The 21,838-nt window shown below is 67.8% G+C and carries 21 protein-coding genes; 7 read left to right on the top strand and 14 right to left on the bottom strand.

What is annotated here, in order from left to right; all coding sequences use genetic code 11:
* Positions 1 to 82: 82 nt before the first annotated feature.
* Both ABZT17_RS27565 and ABZT17_RS27560 read left to right on the top strand, forming a co-directional pair.
* The gene (locus ABZT17_RS27565) at positions 83 to 904 is read left to right on the top strand and encodes a YceI family protein (RefSeq protein ID WP_356352409.1); all 822 of its coding nucleotides are present in this window, start codon (positions 83 to 85) and stop codon (positions 902 to 904) included.
* A gap of 9 nt (positions 905 to 913) precedes the next feature.
* Positions 914 to 1,384 (top strand): PPOX class F420-dependent oxidoreductase, encoded by a 471-nt coding sequence (locus ABZT17_RS27560; protein ID WP_356352407.1) that lies wholly within the window; start codon positions 914 to 916, stop codon positions 1,382 to 1,384.
* A 29-nt stretch (positions 1,385 to 1,413) separates the two neighbouring features.
* Here ABZT17_RS27560 and ABZT17_RS27555 read toward each other — a convergent pair whose 3' ends face one another.
* From ABZT17_RS27555 to ABZT17_RS27525, 7 genes are all read right to left on the bottom strand, one after another.
* Positions 1,414 to 2,175: a TetR/AcrR family transcriptional regulator gene (locus ABZT17_RS27555; protein ID WP_356352405.1), complete on the bottom strand. Its 762-nt coding sequence runs from the start codon at positions 2,173 to 2,175 to the stop codon at positions 1,414 to 1,416.
* A gap of 220 nt (positions 2,176 to 2,395) precedes the next feature.
* Positions 2,396 to 4,600, bottom strand: coding sequence for a glycosyltransferase family 39 protein (locus ABZT17_RS27550; protein WP_356352403.1), 2,205 nt, complete (start codon positions 4,598 to 4,600; stop codon positions 2,396 to 2,398).
* 2 nt (positions 4,601 to 4,602) lie between these two features.
* Positions 4,603 to 6,132 (bottom strand): bifunctional glycosyltransferase family 2/GtrA family protein, encoded by a 1,530-nt coding sequence (locus ABZT17_RS27545; protein ID WP_356352401.1) that lies wholly within the window; start codon positions 6,130 to 6,132, stop codon positions 4,603 to 4,605.
* Positions 6,133 to 6,146: 14 nt separating this feature from the next.
* The gene (locus ABZT17_RS27540; RefSeq protein ID WP_356352399.1) at positions 6,147 to 7,811 is read right to left on the bottom strand and encodes a HAMP domain-containing sensor histidine kinase; all 1,665 of its coding nucleotides are present in this window, start codon (positions 7,809 to 7,811) and stop codon (positions 6,147 to 6,149) included.
* Positions 7,808 to 8,548 (bottom strand): response regulator transcription factor, encoded by a 741-nt coding sequence (locus ABZT17_RS27535; protein WP_356352397.1) that lies wholly within the window; start codon positions 8,546 to 8,548, stop codon positions 7,808 to 7,810. The genes ABZT17_RS27540 and ABZT17_RS27535 overlap by 4 nt, the downstream gene beginning before the upstream one ends.
* 195 nt (positions 8,549 to 8,743) lie before the next feature.
* On the bottom strand, positions 8,744 to 9,655 hold the full coding sequence (locus tag ABZT17_RS27530) for an amidohydrolase family protein (protein ID WP_356352395.1): 912 nt from the start codon (positions 9,653 to 9,655) through the stop codon (positions 8,744 to 8,746).
* Positions 9,656 to 9,802: 147 nt separating this feature from the next.
* Positions 9,803 to 10,687 carry a DUF2797 domain-containing protein gene (locus ABZT17_RS27525; protein ID WP_356352393.1) on the bottom strand — a complete coding sequence of 295 codons (885 nt, stop codon included), beginning with the start codon at positions 10,685 to 10,687 and terminating at the stop codon, positions 9,803 to 9,805.
* 199 nt (positions 10,688 to 10,886) lie between these two features.
* Between ABZT17_RS27525 and ABZT17_RS27520 the strand changes: the two genes are divergently transcribed.
* From ABZT17_RS27520 to ABZT17_RS27510, 3 genes are all read left to right on the top strand, one after another.
* Positions 10,887 to 11,459 (top strand): GtrA family protein, encoded by a 573-nt coding sequence (locus tag ABZT17_RS27520; protein WP_356352391.1) that lies wholly within the window; start codon positions 10,887 to 10,889, stop codon positions 11,457 to 11,459.
* A 150-nt stretch (positions 11,460 to 11,609) separates the two neighbouring features.
* Entirely contained in the window at positions 11,610 to 11,810 is a 201-nt protein-coding gene (locus tag ABZT17_RS27515) for a hypothetical protein (RefSeq protein WP_356352389.1), read from the top strand.
* A gap of 102 nt (positions 11,811 to 11,912) precedes the next feature.
* On the top strand, positions 11,913 to 12,401 hold the full coding sequence (locus ABZT17_RS27510) for a hypothetical protein (RefSeq protein ID WP_356352387.1): 489 nt from the start codon (positions 11,913 to 11,915) through the stop codon (positions 12,399 to 12,401).
* On the opposite strand, the gene ABZT17_RS27505 is transcribed toward ABZT17_RS27510, so the two are convergent.
* The 4 genes from ABZT17_RS27505 to ABZT17_RS27490 form a co-directional block, all read right to left on the bottom strand.
* Complete coding sequence (locus tag ABZT17_RS27505; RefSeq protein WP_356352385.1) at positions 12,392 to 13,102, bottom strand: nucleotidyl transferase AbiEii/AbiGii toxin family protein; 711 nt, start codon at positions 13,100 to 13,102, stop codon at positions 12,392 to 12,394. The two genes, ABZT17_RS27510 and ABZT17_RS27505, sit on opposite strands and share 10 nt — an antisense overlap.
* A gap of 50 nt (positions 13,103 to 13,152) precedes the next feature.
* A complete protein-coding gene (locus tag ABZT17_RS27500) occupies positions 13,153 to 14,691 on the bottom strand; it encodes a hypothetical protein (RefSeq protein ID WP_356352383.1) in 1,539 nt (512 codons plus the stop codon).
* Between the two features lie 120 nt (positions 14,692 to 14,811).
* The gene (locus tag ABZT17_RS27495) at positions 14,812 to 15,033 is read right to left on the bottom strand and encodes a hypothetical protein (protein WP_356352381.1); all 222 of its coding nucleotides are present in this window, start codon (positions 15,031 to 15,033) and stop codon (positions 14,812 to 14,814) included.
* A 105-nt stretch (positions 15,034 to 15,138) separates the two neighbouring features.
* On the bottom strand, positions 15,139 to 15,609 hold the full coding sequence (locus ABZT17_RS27490; RefSeq protein ID WP_356352379.1) for a hypothetical protein: 471 nt from the start codon (positions 15,607 to 15,609) through the stop codon (positions 15,139 to 15,141).
* Between the two features lie 1,168 nt (positions 15,610 to 16,777).
* Between ABZT17_RS27490 and ABZT17_RS27485 the strand changes: the two genes are divergently transcribed.
* The gene (locus ABZT17_RS27485; protein ID WP_356352377.1) at positions 16,778 to 18,409 is read left to right on the top strand and encodes an MFS transporter; all 1,632 of its coding nucleotides are present in this window, start codon (positions 16,778 to 16,780) and stop codon (positions 18,407 to 18,409) included.
* An 88-nt stretch (positions 18,410 to 18,497) separates the two neighbouring features.
* On the opposite strand, the gene ABZT17_RS27480 is transcribed toward ABZT17_RS27485, so the two are convergent.
* Both ABZT17_RS27480 and ABZT17_RS27475 read right to left on the bottom strand, forming a co-directional pair.
* A complete protein-coding gene (locus ABZT17_RS27480; protein ID WP_356352375.1) occupies positions 18,498 to 19,076 on the bottom strand; it encodes a hypothetical protein in 579 nt (192 codons plus the stop codon).
* Between the two features lie 45 nt (positions 19,077 to 19,121).
* Positions 19,122 to 19,361 (bottom strand): hypothetical protein, encoded by a 240-nt coding sequence (locus tag ABZT17_RS27475; protein ID WP_356352373.1) that lies wholly within the window; start codon positions 19,359 to 19,361, stop codon positions 19,122 to 19,124.
* Between the two features lie 352 nt (positions 19,362 to 19,713).
* On the opposite strand from ABZT17_RS27475, the gene ABZT17_RS27470 reads away from it, so the two are divergent.
* Complete coding sequence (locus ABZT17_RS27470; protein WP_356352371.1) at positions 19,714 to 20,238, top strand: HAD domain-containing protein; 525 nt, start codon at positions 19,714 to 19,716, stop codon at positions 20,236 to 20,238.
* Here the strand turns inward: ABZT17_RS27470 and ABZT17_RS27465 are convergent.
* Positions 20,189 to 20,914: a TnsA-like heteromeric transposase endonuclease subunit gene (locus ABZT17_RS27465; RefSeq protein WP_356352370.1), complete on the bottom strand. Its 726-nt coding sequence runs from the start codon at positions 20,912 to 20,914 to the stop codon at positions 20,189 to 20,191. The two genes, ABZT17_RS27470 and ABZT17_RS27465, sit on opposite strands and share 50 nt — an antisense overlap.
* Positions 20,915 to 21,838: the final 924 nt, after the last annotated feature.

Genomic DNA, 21,838 nt, shown 5'->3' with positions numbered 1-21,838 from the left:
TGCCCCCGGCCGGGGTACGTCTGCCACGGGCCGCTCACTTATCCGGACCAGTTGGACTTGCAGGGCTAGACAGGGAGTCAAGATGGGCCTGACCGCGAAGATCCGTACGCGGGACGGATGGGCCGTGTCGCACGCGGTCGTCACGGTGACCGACATGGCCGGCAGCCAGGTGCTGCGGGCGGAGGCCGACGCGGAGGGCGCGGTGCGGGACTCGACGCCGCTGGCCCCCGGGCCGTACGTCGTGATCGTCACCGCCGTCGGGTACGCGCCCGCCGCGTCCACCGCCATCGTCACCAGGAGCGGGCGGGCCGAGCTGGGTGCGGTGACGCTGGCCCGGCAGGGCGGCACCGAGCTGCCGCCGCCGGGGCCGTGGACCGTCGACCCGGCGCACTCGTCGGTGGGCGCGGTCGCCCAGCACCTGGGGATCTCCAGCGTGCACGGGCGGTTCACCGACTTCTCGGCGCGGATCGAGATCGCGCCGGACGAGGTGGAGAAGTCACGGGTGGAGGCGGTGATCCGGGCGTCCTCCATCGACACGGGCAACGGCATGCGGGACGACCATCTGCGCTCGCCGGACTTCCTGGACGTGGCGAAGCACCCGGAGATCACCTACCGCTCGGCCGGTCTCACGGCGGCGGGGAGCGACCGCTGGACGGTCCACGGGGAGCTGGCCCTGCGCGGGGTCGTACGGCCGGTGGACCTGGACCTGGCCTACCTGGGGACGGGCGCGGACCCGTGGGGCGGCACACGCGCCGCGTTCCGCGCGACGGCGGAACTCCATCGCGAGGACTTCGCCATGAACTACAACCAGGTGGTGCAGGCGGGGATCGCGGCGATCGGTACGACGCTGAAGGTGGAGCTGGACATCCAGGCGGTGCAGGGGGAATCGCTGCCGCAGCCCTAGGCTGAGCCCATGGCACCGAACATCGCGACGAACACCACTGTTTCCCTGGACGAGCTGCTGGACTTCGTACGGCCCCGTCATCGCGCCATCCTGCTGACGCGGCGCGGTGACGGCGGCCCGCAGGCCTCACCGCTGACCTGTGGGGTGGACGACTCCGGGCGGATCGTCGTCTCCACGTACCCCGACCGGGCCAAGACCCGCAACGCCAAGCGGGACGAGCGGGTCAGCGTCGTCGTACTGAGTGACGACTGGGACGGTCCGTGGGTCCAGATCGACGGCACGGCGGAGGTCATCGACTCCCCGGACTCCGTGGAGCCGTTGGTGGAGTACTTCCGCAACATCTCCGGCGAGCACCCGGACTGGGACGAGTACCGGGAGGCCATGGTCAAGCAGGGCAAGTCGATCATCCGGGTGACCCCGGAGCGGTGGGGGCCCGTCGCCACCGGCGGTTTCCCGGCCCGACTGGTCTCCGAGGGTTAGGGCCGGCGCGGCGGGGCGCCGGGGAGTGGTCAGGTGGCGGGGACCATCGCCTCGATACCCGCGATCAGCAGGTCGAGGGCGAAGGTGAAGTCACGGTCCCTCATGTCCTCCACCGTGTCGCCGCCCCGGGCCGCCATGATCTCCTCGTTCTCCTTGACGATCTCGGCGGCCTCCGGGGACTGTGTCACCGCGCTCATCGCGTGCCGGAAGTACTCGTCCTGGCTCATACCGGCGGTGGCACAGCGGGCGATGAAGTGGCCCTCGATGGTCCCGAAGCCGTAGACGAACTGGAAGACGGCCGAGATGGCTCCGGTCAGGCCGGGCACGGGCAGGCCCGTCCGGCGGATGACCTGCTGCACGACCCGGGAGAAGGCCAGGGAGTTCGGGCCGATGTTCAGGAACGTGCCCGCCAGCGGGGACAGCCATGGATGGCGGACCAGGAGGGCGCGGTACTCCCTTGCCAGCGTGCGCAGTTGGTCCCGCCAGTCCTCGTTCGACGACCCCGGGTCGGGCAGTTCCAGTTCGCCGTAGGCCGCGTCCAGGGCGAGTTCGAGAAGGTCGTCCTTGGTGTCGACGTACCAGTAGACGGACATCGCGGTGACGTTCAGCTCACCGGCCAGTCGGCGCATGGAGAACTTGGCCAGACCCTCGGCGTCGAGGAGACGGACGGTGACGGCGGTGATCCGGTCACGGTCCAGCCCCGAGGGCTGCCCACCACCACGCCCACCCCGCCGGACCTTCCCCTCCAGCCACACACTGGTCCGCGCCGCCCGCTCGGCTGCCCTCACCATTGGCGCACCCTTCCTCACTCCTCGAACGCCGGTCGTGCCGGCCGCCCCTGCCGGGACGCGAGGCCGTATCCGTCAGCGGCTCCACCACCCCCGAGTCTGCCCGCTCCGCCCTGCGCAGCAACGCTGCCGCCGACAAACCACCCAGCAGCACAGAAACGGGCATGCCGTACACCGTATAGCCGTAGCTATACGGTGTACGGCATGCCTGCTGTCCGTCCCGTCAGCCGTTCGTCTTCTGCGTCAGGTCGTAGAAGGTGGCCGAACCGACCGTCACCTTCTTGAAGTTGGCCTCGACCCAGCTGGTGATCTGCGAGGACGTGCCGCTGCTGCTGCCGCCCCTGCCACCGCCGGTACCGCTGCTGATGAAGTAGTGGATCTTTCCTTCCGTCACGTACTCCTTGAACTGGGCCAGCGTCGGGGAGGGGTCGGTGCCGTTGAAGCCGCCGATCGCCATCACCGGGTCGCCGGTGGAGAGCTGGTAACTCGCCGCGTTCTGGGCACCGATGGCGGCGGCGACCCAGGTGTACTTGGACGAGTCGGTCTCCAGCAGCTTCTTGGCCTGGGAGGAGACGGACGCGCCGTTGAGCAGTCCGCCGACGCCACCGCCGCCGGCCATGCCACCGGCGCCGCCCAGCTGACCCCGGCCACCCTGCTGGTTCTGGGTGCCGCCGTTGCCGTTCTGGCCCGGCATCCCGCCGCCGAAGCCGCCGTTGCCGTTGCCGGTGGTGCCGCCGCCCGGGAAGCCGTTGCCCTGCCGGCCCTGGGTGTTGCCGGTGCCCTGCCGGCCCGGCATGCCGCCGCCGAAGCCGCCCCGGCCGCCGCCGGGACCGCCGCCCATCACGCTCGCGCCGGCCGGGCCGGCCGTGACGATGGAGCCGGTGTGACCCGTCTGGAGGGTGCTGAAGGTGTACGCGGTCGGACCGGCCAGCGCGGCCAGGACGCCCACGGACGCCGCCGCAAGGGCGAGTTGGCGGCTGATACGGCCCGCGAAGATCAGACCGAGCGCGGCGGTCAGACCGCCGATCAGGATCAGGTACTTCAGCCAGGGCAGATAGCTGGAGGTGCGGTTGAGGAGGACGTAGCTCCAGACCGCGCTCGCCACCACCGGGGCCGCGAGGGAGATCGAGGCCCACATCCGGCCGCGCCTCTCCCACAGGATGCCGGCGCCCATGCCGATCACGGCCGCCATGTAGGGGGCCAGGGCCACCGTGTAGTACTGGTGGAAGATGCCCGCCATATAGCTGAAGACGGCCATGGTGATCAGCAGCGAGCCGCCCCAGACCAGGAAGGACGCGCGGGTCGCGGAGGTCCGCCCGAGCTTCCGGGTCGCGACCAGGCCGGCGACCAGGAGGATCAGCGCGGCCGGGAGCAGCCAGGAGATCTGGCCGCCGACCTCGGAGTTGAACATCCGGTTCCAGCCGGTGGCGCCCCACATGCCGGTGCCGCCGCCTCCGCCACCGCCGCCGACGCTGCCGGTCTCGTCGCCGCTCAGACGGCCGAGTCCGTTGTAGCCGAAGGTCAGTTCGAGGAAGGAGTTGTTCTGCGAGCCGCCGATGTAGGGGCGGGAGGACGCCGGCCACAGTTCGACGATCGCGACCCACCAGCCGCCGGAGACCACCAACGCGAGGGTCGCGGCGGCGAGTTGACCCAGGCGCTTCTTCAGGGACACCGGCGCGCAGATCGCGTAGACGAACGCGAGGGCCGGGAGGATCAGGAAGGCCTGCAGGGTCTTCGTGAGGAACGCGAAGCCGATCGCGACACCGGCCCACACGAGCCACCGGGTCCTGCCGTCCTCGACGGCGCGGGCCACGAAGTAGCAGGCCAGCGCCATCAGCAGGGCCAGCATGGCGTCCGGGTTGTTGAACCGGAACATCAGCGCCGCGACGGGAGTGAGCGCGAGCACCGCACCCGCGATCAGACCGGCCCCGGGGCTGAACCGGCGCCGTACACCCGCGTACACCACGGCGACCGCGCCCACGCCCATCAGGACCTCGGGGACCAGGATCGCCCAGGAGTTGAGGCCGAAGAGGCGGACCGACAGCTCCATCGGCCACAGGGAGGCCGGCGGTTTGTCGACGGTGATCGCGTTGCCCGCGTCCAGCGAGCCGAAGAAGAACGCCTTCCAGGACTTGCTGCCCGCCTGGACGGCCGCCGAGTAGAAGGAGTTGGCGTAGCCGGAGGCGCTCAGGTTGTAGAGGTAGAGCAGGCCGGTCGCGAGGAGGAGGGCCCAGAAGGCCGGGCGGACCCAGCGGGGGTCCTCGGGGCGCCCGCGCCACAGTCTGCGGACGAAGGGCTGCTGGGGCTCGCCGGCCTCGGGCGCCGCCGGAGCGACGGGCTCCTGTACGGCCGTGGTCGGTTCCGGACCCCAGGAGGAGGGGTTGTAGGCCCCTTCCTGATGGGTCGGCCGGTCGTAGTCGGTGGTCATCGTCAGTCCCTCGGATCGATGTCGGTCGGACGCACCGGCTGCAGATGCGGGGTGGCGTCCTCCCAGCGGTGGTCCGCGACTTCACCGGCGCGGAACTGGGTGGTCTGGCGCTGCGGCAGCGGGGGCTGCGGCTGGTGGGGCTGCGGCTGGTAGGACTGCGGCTGGTAGGACTGCGGCTGGTAGGACTGCGGCTGGTAGGACTGCGGCTGGTAGGACTGCCCGAACCGGCCTTGGTGCGGGGGGAATTCGGCCGTCGGCGTGTGCGAGGCCACCACCGTGGACGGCTGGTCCTCGCGCCGGTCGGAGAACACCCAGGCGCGGAAGAGCAGGAAGCGCAGGACGGTCGCCGCGAGGTTGGCGGCGATGAGCACCGCCAGTTCGGTGGAGTGCGCCGGGTCGGAGGTCGCCGCGTTCAGGGCGGCGAGCGAACCGCTGGTCAGGGCGAGGCCGATGCCGAAGACGACGAGGCCCTGCGCCTGGTGGCGGACGGCGCCGCCCTTGCCGCGCACGCCGAAGGTGAGGCGCCGGTTGGCCGCCGTGTTGGCCACGGCCGAGACCAGCAGCGCGAGCGCGTTGGCGAGCTGCGAGCCGCCGAAGGTCCGGAAGCCGCTGTAGAGAAGCAGGTAGAACAGGGTCGACAGTCCGCCGATGACACAGAACCCGACGAGCTGGCGGGCCAGCCCCTTCGGCACGTCCTGGATGTCGCGGTCACGCGGGTCGTCGCCGAAGGGCCGGGTGATCCGGTCCAGCGGCAGCGAGCCGGTGGCCAGGGCCTTCCCCACCCGCCAGACCCCCTTGAGGTCCTCGGTCGCCGTCTTCACGATGTGGACGGTGGAGTCCGGGTCGTCGACCCAGTCGACGGGCACTTCGTGGATACGAAGGCCCGCGCGCTCGGCGATGACCAGCATCTCGGTGTCGAAGAACCAGCCCGTGTCCTCGACCATCGGCAGCAGGACCTGGGCGACATCACGCCGGATCGCCTTGAATCCGCACTGCGCGTCCGAGAAGCGGGCCTGCAGCGAGCCGCGCAGGATCAGGTTGTAGGTGCGGCTGATGAACTCCCGCTTCGGACCGCGCACCACACGGGAGGAGCGGGCGAGCCGGGACCCGATCGCCAGATCGGAGTGACCGGAGATCAGCGGGGCGACCAGCGGCAGCAGGGCGTTGAGGTCGGTGGACAGGTCCACGTCCATATAGGCGAGGACGGGGGAGTCGGAGGCGGACCACACGGTCCGCAGGGCCCGGCCCCGTCCCTTCTGCTCCAGCCGGAAGTTGCTGACCTCCGGGATCTCCGCCTCCAGCCGCGCCGCCACCTGGGGGGTGGTGTCCGTCGACGCGTTGTCCGCGATGGTGATGCGGAAGGCGTACGGGAACGTGTGCTTGAGGTGCTCGTGCAGTCTGAGCACACACGGCTGGAGGTCCTTCTCCTCGTTGTAGACGGGGATCACTACGTCCAGGACAGGCGTACCGGCGTCGCCGGCCGGGAGGTGCTCCCGCGCCGGCAGGGTGCCGGGAGAAGAGTCGGTTCGCATGGAAACGACTCTGGTCAAGTGCCCTGTTGCACCCATGTGCCGGCACTGTGCTGTACCTGTGAGTACGATTGCCAGTTGGTTTCCGGCGCCGGGCGGGGAGCCGCCGGGGCAAGAGCGGGCAGATGCACGGTGAACACGGTGCGTCCCGGAACGCTGTCCACGGTCACGGCACCGCCGTGCGCGGTCGCGACGGCCTGCACGATGGCGAGGCCGAGTCCGGTGGACCCGGTGGCACGGGAGCGCGCGGAGTCACCGCGTGCGAACCGCTCGAAGACATGCGGGAGCAGCTCCGGGGAGATCCCCTGCCCGTTGTCCTCCACGTCCACGCACATCCACGGTCCGCGCCGCTGTACGCGCGCGGTGATGGTGGTGCCTTCGGGGGTGTGCTTACGGGCGTTGCCGAGCAGGTTGACCAGCACCTGCTGGATCCGGGCCGCGTCCGCCGACACCAGCGCGGGCTCGTCGGGCAGGTCCAGGCGCCAGTTGTGGTCCATGCCGGCCGCGCGGGAGTCGCTGATGGTGTCCACGACGAGCGGGATGAGATCGGTCTGCTCGAACTGCAGGGGCCGTCCGGCGTCGAGCCGGGCCAGCAGCAGCAGATCCTCGACCAACAGGGTCATCCGGCCCGCCTCGGACTCGATACGTCCGAGGGCGTGTCGGGTGTCGGGCCCGATCTGCTCTCTTCCGCGTCTGGTCAGCTCGGCGTACCCGCGGATCGACGCGAGCGGTGTGCGCAGCTCATGACTGGCGTCGGCGACGAACTGCCGTACGCGCATCTCGCTCTGCTGACGGGCGTGGAGGGCGCCGTGCACATGGTCCAGCATCCGGTTGAGCGCGGCCCCCACCTGTCCGACCTCGGTGTGCGGATCGGTCTCGGACTCCGGCACCCGCTCACTCAGGTTCACCTCGCCGGTGTGGAGAGGCAGTTCGGAGACCCGGGTCGCGGTGGTGGCGACACGACGCAGCGGCCGGGTGGCCACACCGACGAGCACGTAACCGGCGATGACGGCGGCACCGAGACCGGCGGCGGTGACGCTCACCTCCACGAGGATGAGGGTGTTGACGGTGTTGTCGACCTCGGAGGTCGGGAGGGCGACGTAGTAGGAGTCGCTGCCGTCCTGACTGGTGAAGTACCAGACGCGGTACTCGCCACGGCCCGGGATGTCGACGGAGTGCGCCTTGCCGTCCTTGGCCACCGAGGCGATGGCCGCCTTCTGGGCCGCGTCGAGGCTGCCGGCGCTCATGTCCTTGAAGGCGCCGTTGCTGTCCTTCGTCGCCACGGCGACGGCGGCACTGGCGATCTTGCCGTCCTTCACATACGCGGCAATCGTGCTGGGCTGGGTCGGAGGCGATGTGACGAACGCCGCGGCCCTGGCACTCGGCGCCGTGTTGCTGAACCTCACCGGCGGCTTCTTGTCCGCCTCGCCCCCGTTCGGGTTCCCGCCCCCCGGCAGCTGCTTGCCGTCCAAGCGGCCGCCGACCGCGCGCATGCCGACGTCCTTCACCTTGCCGTCGAGCTGCTCGTACAGGTGGGACCTCAGGGCGAGGGTGGTCACGGTGCCGATCACCGCGCACACCACGGCGATCAGCACCACGGAGGCGACGACGAGCCGCGTCCGCAGCGTGCGCGGCTGACCTGCTCGTCGCTTCTGCGCATGCGGCCGTCGTCGCCCGCTCATGACGCCGCGGGCTTGATCAGGTAACCGGCGCCACGCCGGGTGTGGATCATCGGCTCACGTCCCGCGTCGATCTTCCGCCGCAGATACGAGATATAGAGCTCGACCACATTGGCCTGCCCTCCGAAGTCGTACGACCACACACGGTCGAGGATCTGCGCCTTGCTGAGCACACGCCGGGGATTACGCATCAGGAACCGCAGGAGTTCGAACTCGGTCGCGGTGAGATGGATGCCGTCACCGGCCCGGGACACCTCGTGGCTGTCCTCGTCGAGGGTGAGGTCACCCACGACCAGCACGGAGTCCGAACGGCGGTCGGCCGCGCCCGAGCGGCGGATCAGGCCGCGCAGCCGGGCCACGACCTCCTCCAGGCTGAACGGCTTGGTGACGTAGTCGTCGCCACCGGCGGTCAGCCCGGCGATACGGTCCTCGACGGCGTCCTTCGCGGTGAGGAAGAGGACGGGGACGTCCGGCAGCTCGCGGCGCAGACGGCCGAGCACGGTCAGCCCGTCCATGTCCGGCAGCATCATGTCGAGTACGACGGCGTCGGGCCGGAACTCCCGCGCGGTCTGGATGGCACCCGTGCCATCCCCCGCACTCCGGATCTGCCATCCCTCATAGCGCAGGGCCATGGACAACAGCTCGGTGATCGACATCTCGTCGTCCACCACAAGCACTCGGACGGGGCTCCCGTCCGGCCTCAGCAGTTCGGTGCGCCCCTGGGGCGAGGTCGTGGTCATGGCGGACACACTGTCTGGATCCTCTGAGAGCACCCTTTCGACAACCTGTGATTTCCCTAAGAAACACACAGGCGCCTCTCAGGGAACGCCTGGGAAGCTCCTGCCCGGCAGTCACCCGGGCCGTGGCCCCCATCATCGGTCAAGCAGCGGTGATCGGGGCGTAAAGCCAGGCTGTGCGCTCCATGAGAGGCGCCCTCACAGCCCGAACAACCGCGCCCCGTTGTCATGGCACACGGCCCTCAGCCAGTCCTCCCCGAACCCGAGCCCCTCCAGGGCCTGGAGCTGCCGGATGTACGGATACGGGATGTTGGGGAAGTCGGTGCCGAGCAGGACGCGGTCGCCGAGGTCCGCCAGCCGGGGCAGCGCCCGGCGCGGGAACGGCGCGAGCCGCTCGGCGAAGTCCGTGAACGCCATCGTCGTGTCCAGCCGCACCTCCCCGTACCGCCCGGCCAGGTCGAGGAAGTCCTCGTACTCCGGCATCCCCATATGGGCCACCACCAGCCGCAGCCGGGGGTGGCGGGCGAGGACGCGCGCGATGGGCTCGGGGCCGGTGTGCTTGCCGGGCGCCGGCCCGGACCCGCAGTGGATCACGATCGGCGTACCGGCCTCCGAGAGCAACCCCCAGGCGGGGTCGAGGAGTTCACTCGCCGGGTCGTACGCCCCCACCTGCACATGCGCCTTGAACACCCGAGCCCCCGCGTCCAGCGCCTCCCGGACGTAGGTCTCGACTCCCGGCTCCGGGAAGAGGGTCGAGGTGTGCAGACAGTCCGGGGTGCGCGCGGCGAAGTCGACCGCCCAGCCGTTCAGCCACTGGGCCATACCGGGCTTGTGCGGGTAGAGCATGGCCGTGAAGGCCCGCACCCCGAACTCCCTGATCAGCGCGAGCCGTTCCACTTCCTCCGTCCGGTACGTGATCGGCCACTCCAGTCCGCCGGTCATCGGGCCGACCCCGTCGAAGTAGTCCCAGACCTTGCGCATCACCCGCTCCGGCATGAAGTGGGTGTGGACGTCGACGATCCCGGGCAGCCCCAGCCGCCGCCAGAACCGCCGGACCTCCTCGGCCTCGGCCCCCGCGTCCGTCTCCGCCCCCGTACCCGTCCCAGTCATGAACCCTCTCGAAACCGTGGCTGTGCTCGACCCTGGCCATGTGCAGGGAGTATCGCTCGTACCAGTGTTCCCTCCCATACGACGGAGAGCCCGGGCGTGCGCCCGGGGGTCCAACTCCTGAACTTCCGGCCGGGCACCCCCGACCGCTCAGAACAACCCGTCCTGTACCCCCGCAGCCTCACGGCTCCCCCGCAACTCCCGCACGGGAACGGTCAATCCATGCTCCTCCGCGGCGGGCACGACGTCCCACCCCGTCATCAGCCGGGTGTCCAGCACCACCACTCCCCGCCCGGCGGCGAGGTGCAGATCCGGACCCGCGGCGGCGACCAGCTCCCCGCTCACCCACCCACCGGCGACCAGCTCAGCCACCTCCCCGACAGCGGCCGGCACCCCCTCCAGCCCGAACACCCCCGCATGGTCGACGACGTGGCAGGGCTCCCGCGCCAGCGACTCGGGCCAGCCGGCCAACCCGACGGCCCGTCCGTGCAGCGCCTCCACCTCTGCCGCCCGCTCCTCAGCCGACGCCGGCAACCGGGACCGCACAGCCCGCTTCTCGCCGTACGGAACGCGGTCCGGTACCTGGAGCGCGGCCCGCAACAGCTCCTCGCTCCGCCGGGCCGCCATCAGCGGCCCGAGGCCCAACCAGCTGAAGCAGACGGCCCCTTGTTCAAGCAGCCGCGCCGAGCCCCGCTCCTCGGCGGTGATGCCCACTTTGACCATGCCGGGCCCGAACCACGCCAGATATACGTGGTACGGCCGTGGATCGTCCGCGATGGTGTCGGCGGCCACCGAGTGCGCACGGTCCAGCCGCGCGCACTCCTCGCACCGCGCCCCCGTACTCCGCCCCGACACGGTCGCCCGCATCGGACACGCATGCCCCCGCGCTCCCACACATGTCCGCACACCCCCGTCCGCGACCCCGAAGGCCACCCGTTTCCCCCAGGTCAGCGCACTGCGCCGCCCGCCGTCCCACTCCAGCTCGGGCCCACCACCCGCCCATCGCAGCCCCGAGCACCTCCATGCCTGTGCCATTGCCTCCGAGAGTAGAGGGCGCCACTGACAACGGCCCGGTTCAGCGGCATCCGCGCAGGTCAGCCAGCTGATTCCGGGACTGAGGGTGTAGCCAGCCCTACCCCGGCTTCGGGAGCGTGCCCCATCGTTCCGGACGGCGTCTGACGGAAGGGTGGGAGACAGCTGATCACCACTGACTCCACACCCGAGGGAAACCGCCATGGACACGCTGCGCACGGAGGTCACGCCGGAAGTCCGGGTCCCGGTGGGCCCGTTGGCCTCCTTCCTCCGTTTCGTGGTGTGCGGTGGCGGTGTCGGTCTGCTCTCCAGCGCGGCGGTCCCGCTCGTGGCCCTGACGATGCCGTGGGTGGTGGCCAACGCGGTGATCACGGTCGCGTCGACCCTCCTGTGCACCGAGCTCCACGCACGCGTGACCTTCGGCACCGGACGCCGGCCCGGCCTGCGCGAACACTGGCGTTCGGCCGGTTCGGCCACGGCGGCCTATGTGGTGACCTGCGCCGCGATGTTCGTCCTGCACACCGTGCAGCCGTCCCCCTCGATGGCGACGGAGCAGATCGTCTATCTGGGCGCCTCCGCCCTCGCCGGCGTCGGCCGCTTCGTCGTCCTGCGGCTGTTCGTGTTCGCGGGCGGGACGGAGAAGGGGACCCGGAAGCCCAGGCGGATGGGTACCCGCGCGCGTGGGGCGTGGTTCGCACCGACGGTGACCGTGGTACGGGGATGGGGGCATACGCCCGCTTACGGGGTGCGGGTGGCTGCACCCCCGGTTCGGTAGGACGCTTCATGGTGGTGGCGCCGGAAGGGCGGCATCTTAGAAGCATCCGATCGGATCGGTCAGGAACAGGACCGGGAGCAGGAACACGACCGGGAGCCGGGACACGAACAAGAACACAGGGACTGGAATCGGAACAAGAGAGGGAAACCCATGAAGCCACAGCAGAACCCCATCCCGCACGAGAGGTCCGAGAGCGAACTCAGCCCGCTCCTCACCGCCTGGGACCAGGCCCACCCGGACGCCGCCGACCCCGAATGGCGCCATCTGCTGGACGAACTCGCCCACCCCCGCACCACAGAGGCGTTCTACCGGCTGGCGGACACGCGCGGCGGCTTGAGCCGACACCCCTGACGTCACAAGAAGTCACAAGGCAATCACTTATTTCACACAACCCACACACATCGCCGCACGCGGGACTACGGTCACCCCACCGGAAGCACCCTGGGGGACGAGATGACCAACCCGTACATGGCACCCATACCGCCCGCACCACGCCCGCCGGACATCCGCCCGCTCCGCAGACGTCCGCGCGTATGGGCCGGCGGAACCGGTCTCCTCATCGCGGGCATCCTCATCGGCACCTCCGGCAACGGCGGCGACCAGCAGCCCGTCGAGGCCCAAGCCCCGCCCGCGGCGACCGTCACCGCGACGGTCACGGCCACGCCCCGGCCCGCTCCGACCGTCACCGAGACCGTGAAGGCCGCGGCCAAGCCCCGCCCCACGGTCACCGTCACGAGGACGACCACCGCGAGGTCCGCCGGAACCACCGGTGGCAGCCATGACAGCACCGGCACCTGTTCGATCGTCTCCAACTCGGGGAACTGCTACTCGGCCGGACAGTTCTGCCGCAACAGCGACCACGGTGCCACGACGACCACGGCGGGCGGTACGGCGATCAGATGCGCGTACAGCTCGAACGCCTGGCGCTGGACCTACGCCTGACCCGCGTCCTCCTCCGGATCGCCCCCTTCGAGCAACCGCTCCCCGATGTCGTCCGCCCACCCCTGGGCCCACCCGCGCAGCTCGCCGACCGCGTCCGTGTCGAGGCCGTACGCGGTGAACAGGGTGTCGTCGATCCACTCCATGCCGGTCAGCCGCATACGGAGGTCGGCGAGGTCGAGGGTGCCGTCGCGCGTGTGACGGCGACCGAGTTCCTCCAGCTCGGGGGCGGTCCAGCGGTCCGCGGCGGCGCGGATGTCGATGAGGTCGCGGGGAAGTCCGTGATCGGCCAGCGCCCGGACCTTGGTACCGACGACGTCCTCCAGGGAGAGGGCGAGGCCGAACCCGGTAGGGACCGGCCGCCGCCACAGCAGCTCCTTGAGGACGCCGACCCCGTGTGCCTCGCCGTCGTCCGGATCGGTGACGATCAGCCGCGCGGTGAGGGAGTCCGCCGCCCCCGACACCCCTGCCTGCCAGCCCCGTTCCCACAGTCCCGCCCGTAGCACGGCGACGATCCGCGCCATGTCCTCGCCGCTCTCCGTGGCGACTTCGAGGTCCTGGCCGACACGGCCCCCCAAGCCGTGTGCCTGGACGGCGTAGTCACCGGTGAGCGCGAGGGAGTAGGGAGCACCTGCGGCGAGTACGTCGGCGAGCAGGCGGGGGCGAGGCTCGGAGGCGGTGGGGGGCGCGGGCGCTGGAGCCATGGCCCCGAGTATGGCCGCCGTACGCCCGGAGAAGGAAAGAGGCTGTCTCCTCAGCTCACGGCGTAGGCGTTGTAGACCGTGGTCGTGGAGCTGTCGCCGTGGGTGTCGGTGACCGTCGAGCGCAGGCCGACGCGGCCGGGGCCGGAGGCCGGGTTGTGGACGGCGATGGTCCACTTGCCGCCGGACAGCTTCGCCGCGGTGGCCTTCCAGTGGGTGCCGTTGTCGGTGGTGTACCAGGCGCGCACGGACTTCACGCCGTCCGACAGCCGGCCGATCGTGCTGTCGTCCGTACCGAGCCGCTGCATGCCCAGGTCGACGGTGGTGGTCGAGCCGGCGGCCGCCTGGTTCCGGGAGTTGAGCCCCTCGGGCCAGAACCGGCTGATGTAGTCGCGCACTTGCTGGTTCTTGCCGGCGTCGGCGTAGAAGTGCAGCGAGAGGCTGGAGGAGGTCGACAGCGAACCGGACGGCAGACCGCTTCGATGGGCGGTCTCGGTGAGCGTGTACCAGCCCGACCCGGGGATACGCGGATGCGGATCGAGCTGAGTCGAGGGGCTGTAGTTGTGCTGGTAGAGCGTCTTGCCCGCGTGGGTCAGCTTCAGAGTGCCGGAGGCCAGCACCCCGCCCGCCGTGAACTTCGGGTCGGCGAACGGGTTGTCGTCCCCGAAGTACAGCTGGTGGTACCAGGTGTACGGCAGTTTCCCGCCGGGTCCCCAGACGGCGTGGCCGATGGACAGCGAGGTGGTCTTGCCGGCCGCGTAGGTGTGGTGCCCGCTGTAGACGAAGTCGTGGCTCTGCTGGCTCACATCCCAGCTGCCGGCCGGGATGTGGGCGGTGAAGGAGTTGGGCAGGTCGCGCTGGAACCAGAGCCCGTTCGTCTGCATCGAGCAGTCGTCCCCACCCCCCGAGGAGTAGCTGAAGGAGAACTGCGCCTGCCCGCTGTCGGGGCCGGAGCGGGCGGACACCTTGAGGTTGGTGAGCCCGGACTTCTTCAGCGCGGCGGACACGCCGGACGGCACACCGCGGCTGTGGGTGGCCGACGCCATCCAGAAGTCCCCGCCGGTCGTGGAGTGCGGCTCGTACGTGGTGCCGTAGGAGAGCTCGTAGGCCCTGCTGCTGTTGGGGATGGCGTACAGGTCGCCGGCGTCGGCCGAAATGCTCATGGTGGCCGGGCTGTTGTCGACGGTGCAGACGGCCGCGGTGACCGTGTGGTCGTAGCCGCTGCCCGGGGCGGGGCTGAGCGACACCTTGACGGCACGGCCCTTGCGTCCGTCGAAGGTGGTCGTCGTCGCGCCGGAGACCTTCACGCTGTGGCCGCCGACGATGGCGTCCTCGCTGTTGCCGCCGACGAAGGAGCTGGCGAGTTCGTAAGTGCCGTTGGGCAGAGAGGTCTTCTTGTTCCCCTCGATGTAACGGAAGTCGTACGTCTTGGTGTTGTAGACCGCCACCTGCGCGTAGACCGCCTTGCCGCTGCGGTCCAGCGTCCTGACGGTGAGCGACCCGGTGGTCGCGGCCGACGCCGTGGAAGCGCCGGCCAGGAGAAGCGGCACGAGCACGGTGACGGCGCTCGCGGCCGCTGCGGTTCGCCGCATCGGACCCCCCATTGGTGTACACGACAAAAGCGAGCCACGCTAGCGCACGGAATCCCCACCGCGATCACCGGGTCCCCTGGGCACGTGGGTCACGCGCCGCGCCGGAGGGTTGAAGCGGCCCTACAGCTTGGTCATCTTGTTGTAGGGGCTCAGGATCCGCATCTGCGCCGAACCGAAGTCCACGAGCGCGGCGATGCCGTCCTCGACGCCGACCACCCGGCCGAGGCCGTACACGTCATGAGTGACCTGGTCGCCCATGGCGAAGTGCTTGGGAGCCGGAGGGACCGGGGCCTTGAAGGGGCTGGTGGGCAGGTGACGCTTCGGTACCGCGGGCTTAGTCATGACTCAGTATGAGCCTACGCGGGCCCCGCTGGCTGTGGTCGTCGGCACAGATCGGAAGAAGAATCGCCGCCCGGGAGTCCCGGGCGGTTCGAACACGCGGACGGATCAGAGCTCCAGGGTCGCCAGATCCCGCCTGAACACCGTGCGCGCGGCCCGGGTCGCGTCGCCATGAGCCTGCCTGGCCGCGTGGTACTCGTCCGACGCCACCGTGCATCCGGACGCGAGTGTTTCCCGAACCTCGCGCAAGGAGTGGTACGAGGCGTCTATGGCTTCCATCACTTCGGTGGCTGCCGTCAGAACAAGTCGTTCTCGCGCCTCGTCGCACCCCGACCCCTGGAACGCCTGCCGGATCTTGGCCGCCCTCGCCTTGGGGTCCGAGTACTCCTCGTCAGCGGCCAGCCGCATGGCCTCGTGCGCGCGACGAAGGGCGACCAGGCAATCCGCGTACATGGTTCGGCGGTCCTGCAACCTGTTGTCCCTGACCGTCCGCCGCCACCGCAGATGCTCCCCGGCCAACGTCGCCCCGACCCCGAGCACCGCTCCCAGCGCCGTCCCGACCAGCGTCCCCCAGTCCACACCGAAGATCGTGCCATACGACCACCTCCGACACCCCGACTTCAGGATCGGGCGGACCTCCTGGACCAACCGACGTTGCTGGGCCAAGTCCTCGGTTCGGCGTGCAGGGCAAAACCACGCCCGATGAGCAGGCCATGCAGGCCAAGAACAACACACGCGAACCAGATCGCCCCGACCAGATGGGTGGTCGCCGGGGCGTCCTTGAGGGGCTGTCGATGTCACCGGCTGACGCCGAAGGCCCCTTGGGATGATCCCAAGGGGCCTTCGATCTGTGTGCACTCGGCAGGATTCGAACCTGCAACCTTCTGATCCGTAGGATCGGGCAGCTTGCTGTGAGGGGCACCAACGGGCTCCCAGTCCGAATGCTCAGGCTGGCGATCATGTGCGTCCGTGTGCCGTCGTTGCCGTCAGCGCTGCCGTCAACGACGGTCTGTGATCAGATCCGCCACAGCTCTGGCACGGCCGACGTTGGCAACTACCGCTGCGGCAGTCGGCCCCCGCAGATCGTCAGTGGCACAACCCCAACAACCCGATTGAGTTACAACCTTCTCTACTCGTCAGAGGGTCAGGATTCGAGCGACGCCGAGACCCCGTGCGCACTGGCTTCGCGGAAGCACCCGCCCACCGGCGAACAGCGAAAGTGAGCCGGTGGGCAAAGTTGCAACATTCCCCTCAACTACCGCCCCATCACGCCCTAACCTCATGTCATGCAACTACTCGAGGGGGCAGCATGGGGGGCTTTTGGTGGCTTCGCGATGGACGCCCTCGACTTCATCGTTGCTGTTAGACGGTGGCAGCGGCTCCCTTGGGAGGTCAAGGCGAGCAGTCTGACGTCAGGCCAGGAGCCACCCAAGCCACCGCGCAACCAGCGCAATCCATTACCGGCCCCTGGCCTGTTGGCATATGCCGTTGCGACAGTACTGCGCGTGACCCTCGGTGCCGGAACCGCCGCAGCAATGACAGCGACGTTCCCACACACGACACCTGCATGGTCAGTAGTCATCATCGGCGCAGCGGCGCCTCACGTTCTTGAAAAGATCACGACATTCGTCCCATTGATAGTTCGCGCGAGCCTGCTAGTTGCACAAGAGCAGAATCAAGACCAGTCCAGCACAGGGAACTCAACGGGTCAGGGTGAGAACTCACAGGCAGGGGGTGCATAGGCGCCATGTGGGCCGACTCTTTCATTGGTCGTGTCGTTGCGGTCATGTCACGGCGTGCTCCCGCCTTCCTGCCCACCGCTCAGACAACGATCATCCCCAACTGGTCCGACTGCCTCGAACGTAGACTGAAAGAGAAGCAGGTCTCGCGTGCGGCCGACGATTTAGTGAAGGTAAGTGGCGAAGCGGTACAACTACGGAGAGAAGACGCAACAGGAAGGACCGAAGCAGGAGAGAGCTGGAAAGAGCGGGTTCACGATTCCGGTCTCGGCATGGACGCGATCGCAGCCGAATTGCAACTTCTTGAGCGGCAGGTCGATTCCCGAACGCAGACGTCCGCCCTCAGCCGCACCCTTGTACTTATGCTGGCTATCGCTGTGTTTCTCAACAATGTGGCCATGACTGCGGTCGCGACCAATCTACCCACCTTGACACGCGAGCTCCACCAACCGGGGCAGTGGTTGCGCCTAGCGGGCCCTTACGTCACGGGAGCGGCAGCCACGGCCATCATAATTGGCGGCTCTCAGCATGCGAAAAGGGTGGCGCACTACGTGACACTATCGGCGCTATTGCTGGGATCAGTGGGAGCCATGACCGCAACGTCGACTGAACAGATGTCGGTTTGGCGTTTCCTGCAAGGGGTGGGCTCGTTCGGACTAATCTCACTGGTCATGCATGCGAACCGGATTTCGCAAGCTAGAGAAAGAATCGTCCTACTCAGCTTCCACAGTGCCGCTGCCTTTTGCGGCCTTTTGCTTGGCCCCCTCCTCGGCGGGCTACTAGTCACTCAGAATCCACTATTCGGCCTTTCCGGGTGGCAATTAGCTTTCCCCCTCCCTGCGTGTGCCGCCGCAATCAGCTTGCTACTAGTGCAGCGCATTGATGGGTTCACTGTGACCACGCCTCAGTCAAGGCTAAGGTGGGGAGTGGCATTAGTTTTCACCGTCTCCACACTGTCGTCGATCTCTTTCTCGAGCCGCTCCATTCCGTTCGCAGCCCTACTCCTAGGGTCAGGCATGGTGGGATCTGTCAGCATTTTCCTCATCAGCCAATGGTCCAGTAGGCGTTTTAGCCCGTCACTGGTCACGTCTGCGTACCGACCCAGCCCAAGAACCCTATTTATTGTCTTCAATGTCGCGATTACTGCAGCTGCGGAGGCGGTATGCGTCGCCATGGCGCCCTTCATCCTCTTGCGGGTGGAAGGCGCAACTGTCCTACAGTCCGGCTTGCTGCTCAGCTTGATGGCATTCGCAGCAAGTGTCGCTGCAACCACCCGCCACCGTCTTCGCAAATCGGTCAGAAGTCCCAGGCCACTCTGGATCGCCTACCTCCTCCTTCTCTGCCTTGGATTCACTCTCTTGTCGCTACCATTTCTCCACTCCGGACCCCTTTCCTTGATGACAATTCCCCTTTTTCTTCTAGGCCTCGGATTCGGCGGTGTCGGTGCGTCTACCGTGGATCTAGTCGAATTTATCCCTACCGGAGAATTCTGGGTCTGGGAAGCGACACAACTTGGTCGCCACATGGCTACCGCTGGACTGTTGGTCGTTGCATTCCTCATGCCAGAAGGAGCAGTCTTCCCAATGTGTGCCTCAGTAACCCTCATCGGCCTTGCCGCGGCGCTTACATCCCGTTGGTGACACCACAGGCGAACTCAGCTCAGGCACCGCGGAAAATCCAGTTTCAGAGACACTAGCCTCGCAATCTCTGGCTGGTGCTGAAGGCGCCTTATGATCGGGCGGCTGGCGTGCCTCTTGGATCGGGGGGCGTAGCTGCCTGATCCGGGATGTCGAGCCATGCGTCGATGCGGGTGACCGCGTCTTCCATGGTGGTGCGCGGGGCGCCGGAGGCTTCGAGTGAGGTGCGGGCCACGGCGGCGAGTTGGGTGTCGTTGAGGGATAGGGCCGTGCGGGCTGTTTCGTACTCCTGCAGCAGTCCCGGGCCGAACACGAGGGGGTCGTCGGCGTTGAGGGTGCACCGGATACCTGCTTGCAGGAGCTGGGGCAGGGGGTGCGCAGACAGGGGTGCGACGACCCCGAGGGCGACGTTGGAGGTGGGGCAGACGTCGAGGACTATGCCTTCCGCGGCCAGGCGGGCAAGAAGAGGCGGGTCTTCGATGGCCCGTACCCCACGGGCAATTCGCCGCGCGCCGAGTACGTCGAGTGCGGCGCGCACGCTGGCCGGGCCGGCGAGTTCCCCTGCATGTGCGGCGGGAATCAGTCCGGCATCGCGCGCGATGGCGAACGCCTCAGCGAACGGCTCAGGGGCATGGCGGGCTTCATCTCCGGTCAGGCCGAAGGAAACCACCCCATTCTCTGACCGTCTCGCCGCGAGTCGGGCGGTCTCGGCCGCTTACGACGGGTCCGCGTTGCGCCGGGCGAACATCAGGATGCCGAAGCCGACGCCCAGCCGGGCGCTCGTGCGGCGACCCTCGTCTATCACCTCGTCCAGCAGGTCAAGCGCGGCGTCCGAATTGTCTTCGTAGGTCAGGGGGTTCAGGTGCGGCTCGATCCACACCGCTCCGTTCGCGGCAGCGTCCTCGACCACCTCGCGTACCAGCCGCAGCAGGTTCCTGCGCGGGCCCTCGCGCACCAGCCGGGCAGCGCGGCGCCATGCAATGAGGTGAAGCCACCTGAATCCGGTGGTCGTTCGCCACGCTCGCTCGCCAGCTCCGCGAGAGTGACGGAACGCATCGCACCTTCGAGATGAAGGTGGAGATGGGCCTTCGGTAGACGGTCCAGGCTTCGCATGGTGCCTCACTCTATGGCCGCCCCTGTTGTCCTGTCTCAACGAAGTTAGTCGTCCAGTCCTGGGCTGACCTGCGTGGACTAGATTGGGTGAGACGCGTCGACAGGGTTCGTTGAGACAGACTCACCGTGTTGGGACTGGCCACGTGAGCCAAATGCAGCTGCTCGCTCGGGCGGAGAGCCGCTAGCGTGCGGCCATGGCCGATCATCCGGAGCACCCGTTGCTCTTCCTGGACGTCGATGGGACGCTCCTGCCCTTCGGGAGAGCGCGGCTCCCTTCGACCCCTGCGGGATGGGACGACTGGCAGGATGTGTCGAACCCTCTGCTGGCGAATATCGATCTTGCGCATGGTTCGCGTCTGCTTGCGTTGCCCTGTGTGCTGATGTGGGCGACTGCATGGATGGAAGAAGCCAACGAGGTCATATCTCCGCTGCTCGGGTTGCCAGAGCTTCCGGTGGCCGACTTGCCGGACGTGCCGGACGAGTACGAGGTTGGCGCCCTGAACTGGAAGACCCGAGCCCTAGTCCAGGCTGCGGCAGGACGTCCGTTCGTCTGGGTCGACGACTCGATCACCGATCTCGACCGGGCGTGGGTGTCAACCCACCATCAAGGGCACGCCCTCCTCCACCGTGTCGATGCCATGATCGGACTTGCTGATACGGACTTTGCGGTCATCGATGACTGGCTGCGAGACCGGCATTCCAAGGCTCAGCAGCGGTAGTAGGGGCGGAACGGGCTCCGCCGTGCAGCACCGGCAGCGTCAACAGCCGATCCCCGGCGGCATCCGCCCCCACCATGAGAGGTCCCGGGGCTGCGAAGACCTCCCGGAGCCGGTCAGCCGCCGGGTGGCGCAGACACCGTGGATGCCGGTAGCGCGACAGCCACCGGACATTCGCGAGCAGCTCCGCGTCCGGCGTCCCCAGACGCTCGAACCTCCACCCGGCCTGGGCGCAGAGCAGACGCGTCACCTCGAACGCCTCAGCGTCCTTCGGCTCGATCCGATCGTCCGCACGAACATCGACGACCACCGCCGAGCCGTCCGCACGGCGCACGAAGTAATCCGGAGCGTGCCGACGCTCCCGCTCACCGTCATGCCAGTGCAGCCAGAACGGCTGAGAGTCAATCCCCACCACGCTCGGATCGAAGTCCATCAGCAGCAGCCGGTCCCGCTCCAGCCACGACTCGAAGCCCACGTGCCGCCCGGTCGTCGCCGGCCAGTACCAGCCCGGGAAGTGACGCTCACCGCGCGACCACCGGAACGTACGCACTGGATCGACATCCTCGAACCGGCCCGTCACACAGTCCCGCAGCGGACGCCGACGAAGTCCGTGCACCGCGTCCACGTACGACAACTCGACGCACGACCCTGCCTGATCCACCCCAGCCGGTACAGCCATCCGGCACCCCCAGCACGCTCAACCGCGCGACTAGGTTCGCTGAGACGGAAGCCCGAACGACTCGGTTCGTTGAGAAAACGACTCGATTGAGTGAGACAGGACACCTGTCACGGCTGTTGGGAGATGCAACCATCATGGCGTGGCTGGTGTGATTACGGCATCCGCTCTTTGACGGCTAAATGAACGGTGCGGCCCACGGTTATCACAAGACGTGCAAAAGCATCCTAAACATCCGACCTCCTGGCAGGAACTTCCAAGCCTTTGCAGTTGAACATTTGGCACCACTTATCCGTCCGGTAACCGTCATCTATGATGAGCTGCGCGAATCAATTTTTGGTTCGAAAGAAGAGTCAGATTCATCCTCCCGGGCGGGGAGTACGAGGTCAGCGTCAGACCTTTTAATGTCCGAAGCGTCCCGTGCGGTCTTTCGGGAGGCTATGACTTTTGCGGTAGAAACGAGCGCCTCGCTGCCGAAATAGAAAGCAATCACTGTCTTAACGATGCCTCTAAAATCACTTACTATCTCGTGAGCATTGCCTTGTGTGACGTCGGCCAACGGTTGGAGGGCGACAGTGTAAGAAAGCAGAACTAGGAATGTCACCAGGAAGCTAGAGGCGATCGCGATACGAGCTCTCCGTGTAGCGACGTAGAAACCTGCATAGGAGGTTAGCGATGTGATAACCAGGGCAATCCCGGCGACAGGCTGCCACGGAATATATTTAGTCCAATCTATCGCCCATGAGAGCCAGATTAGTCCGTGACCTAGCGTCGCTGCTGCAGTACAAGCTATGAGGGTGTACCAGATAGGCTTGTGAACCGCTGCCTGGCGGACGTTCTCGAACAGATCCCCGGTAGCCATCAACATCACCTCATTTCAGGAGAGGGAGGTTTCCAGATAGGCAAGGATTCTGGTTATTGGTTCGC

The sequence above is a fragment of the Streptomyces sp. NPDC005648 genome (assembly GCF_040605395.1).
GTDB lineage: Bacteria > Actinomycetota > Actinomycetes > Streptomycetales > Streptomycetaceae > Streptomyces.
This window is presented reverse-complemented; position numbering and strand designations above follow the sequence as displayed.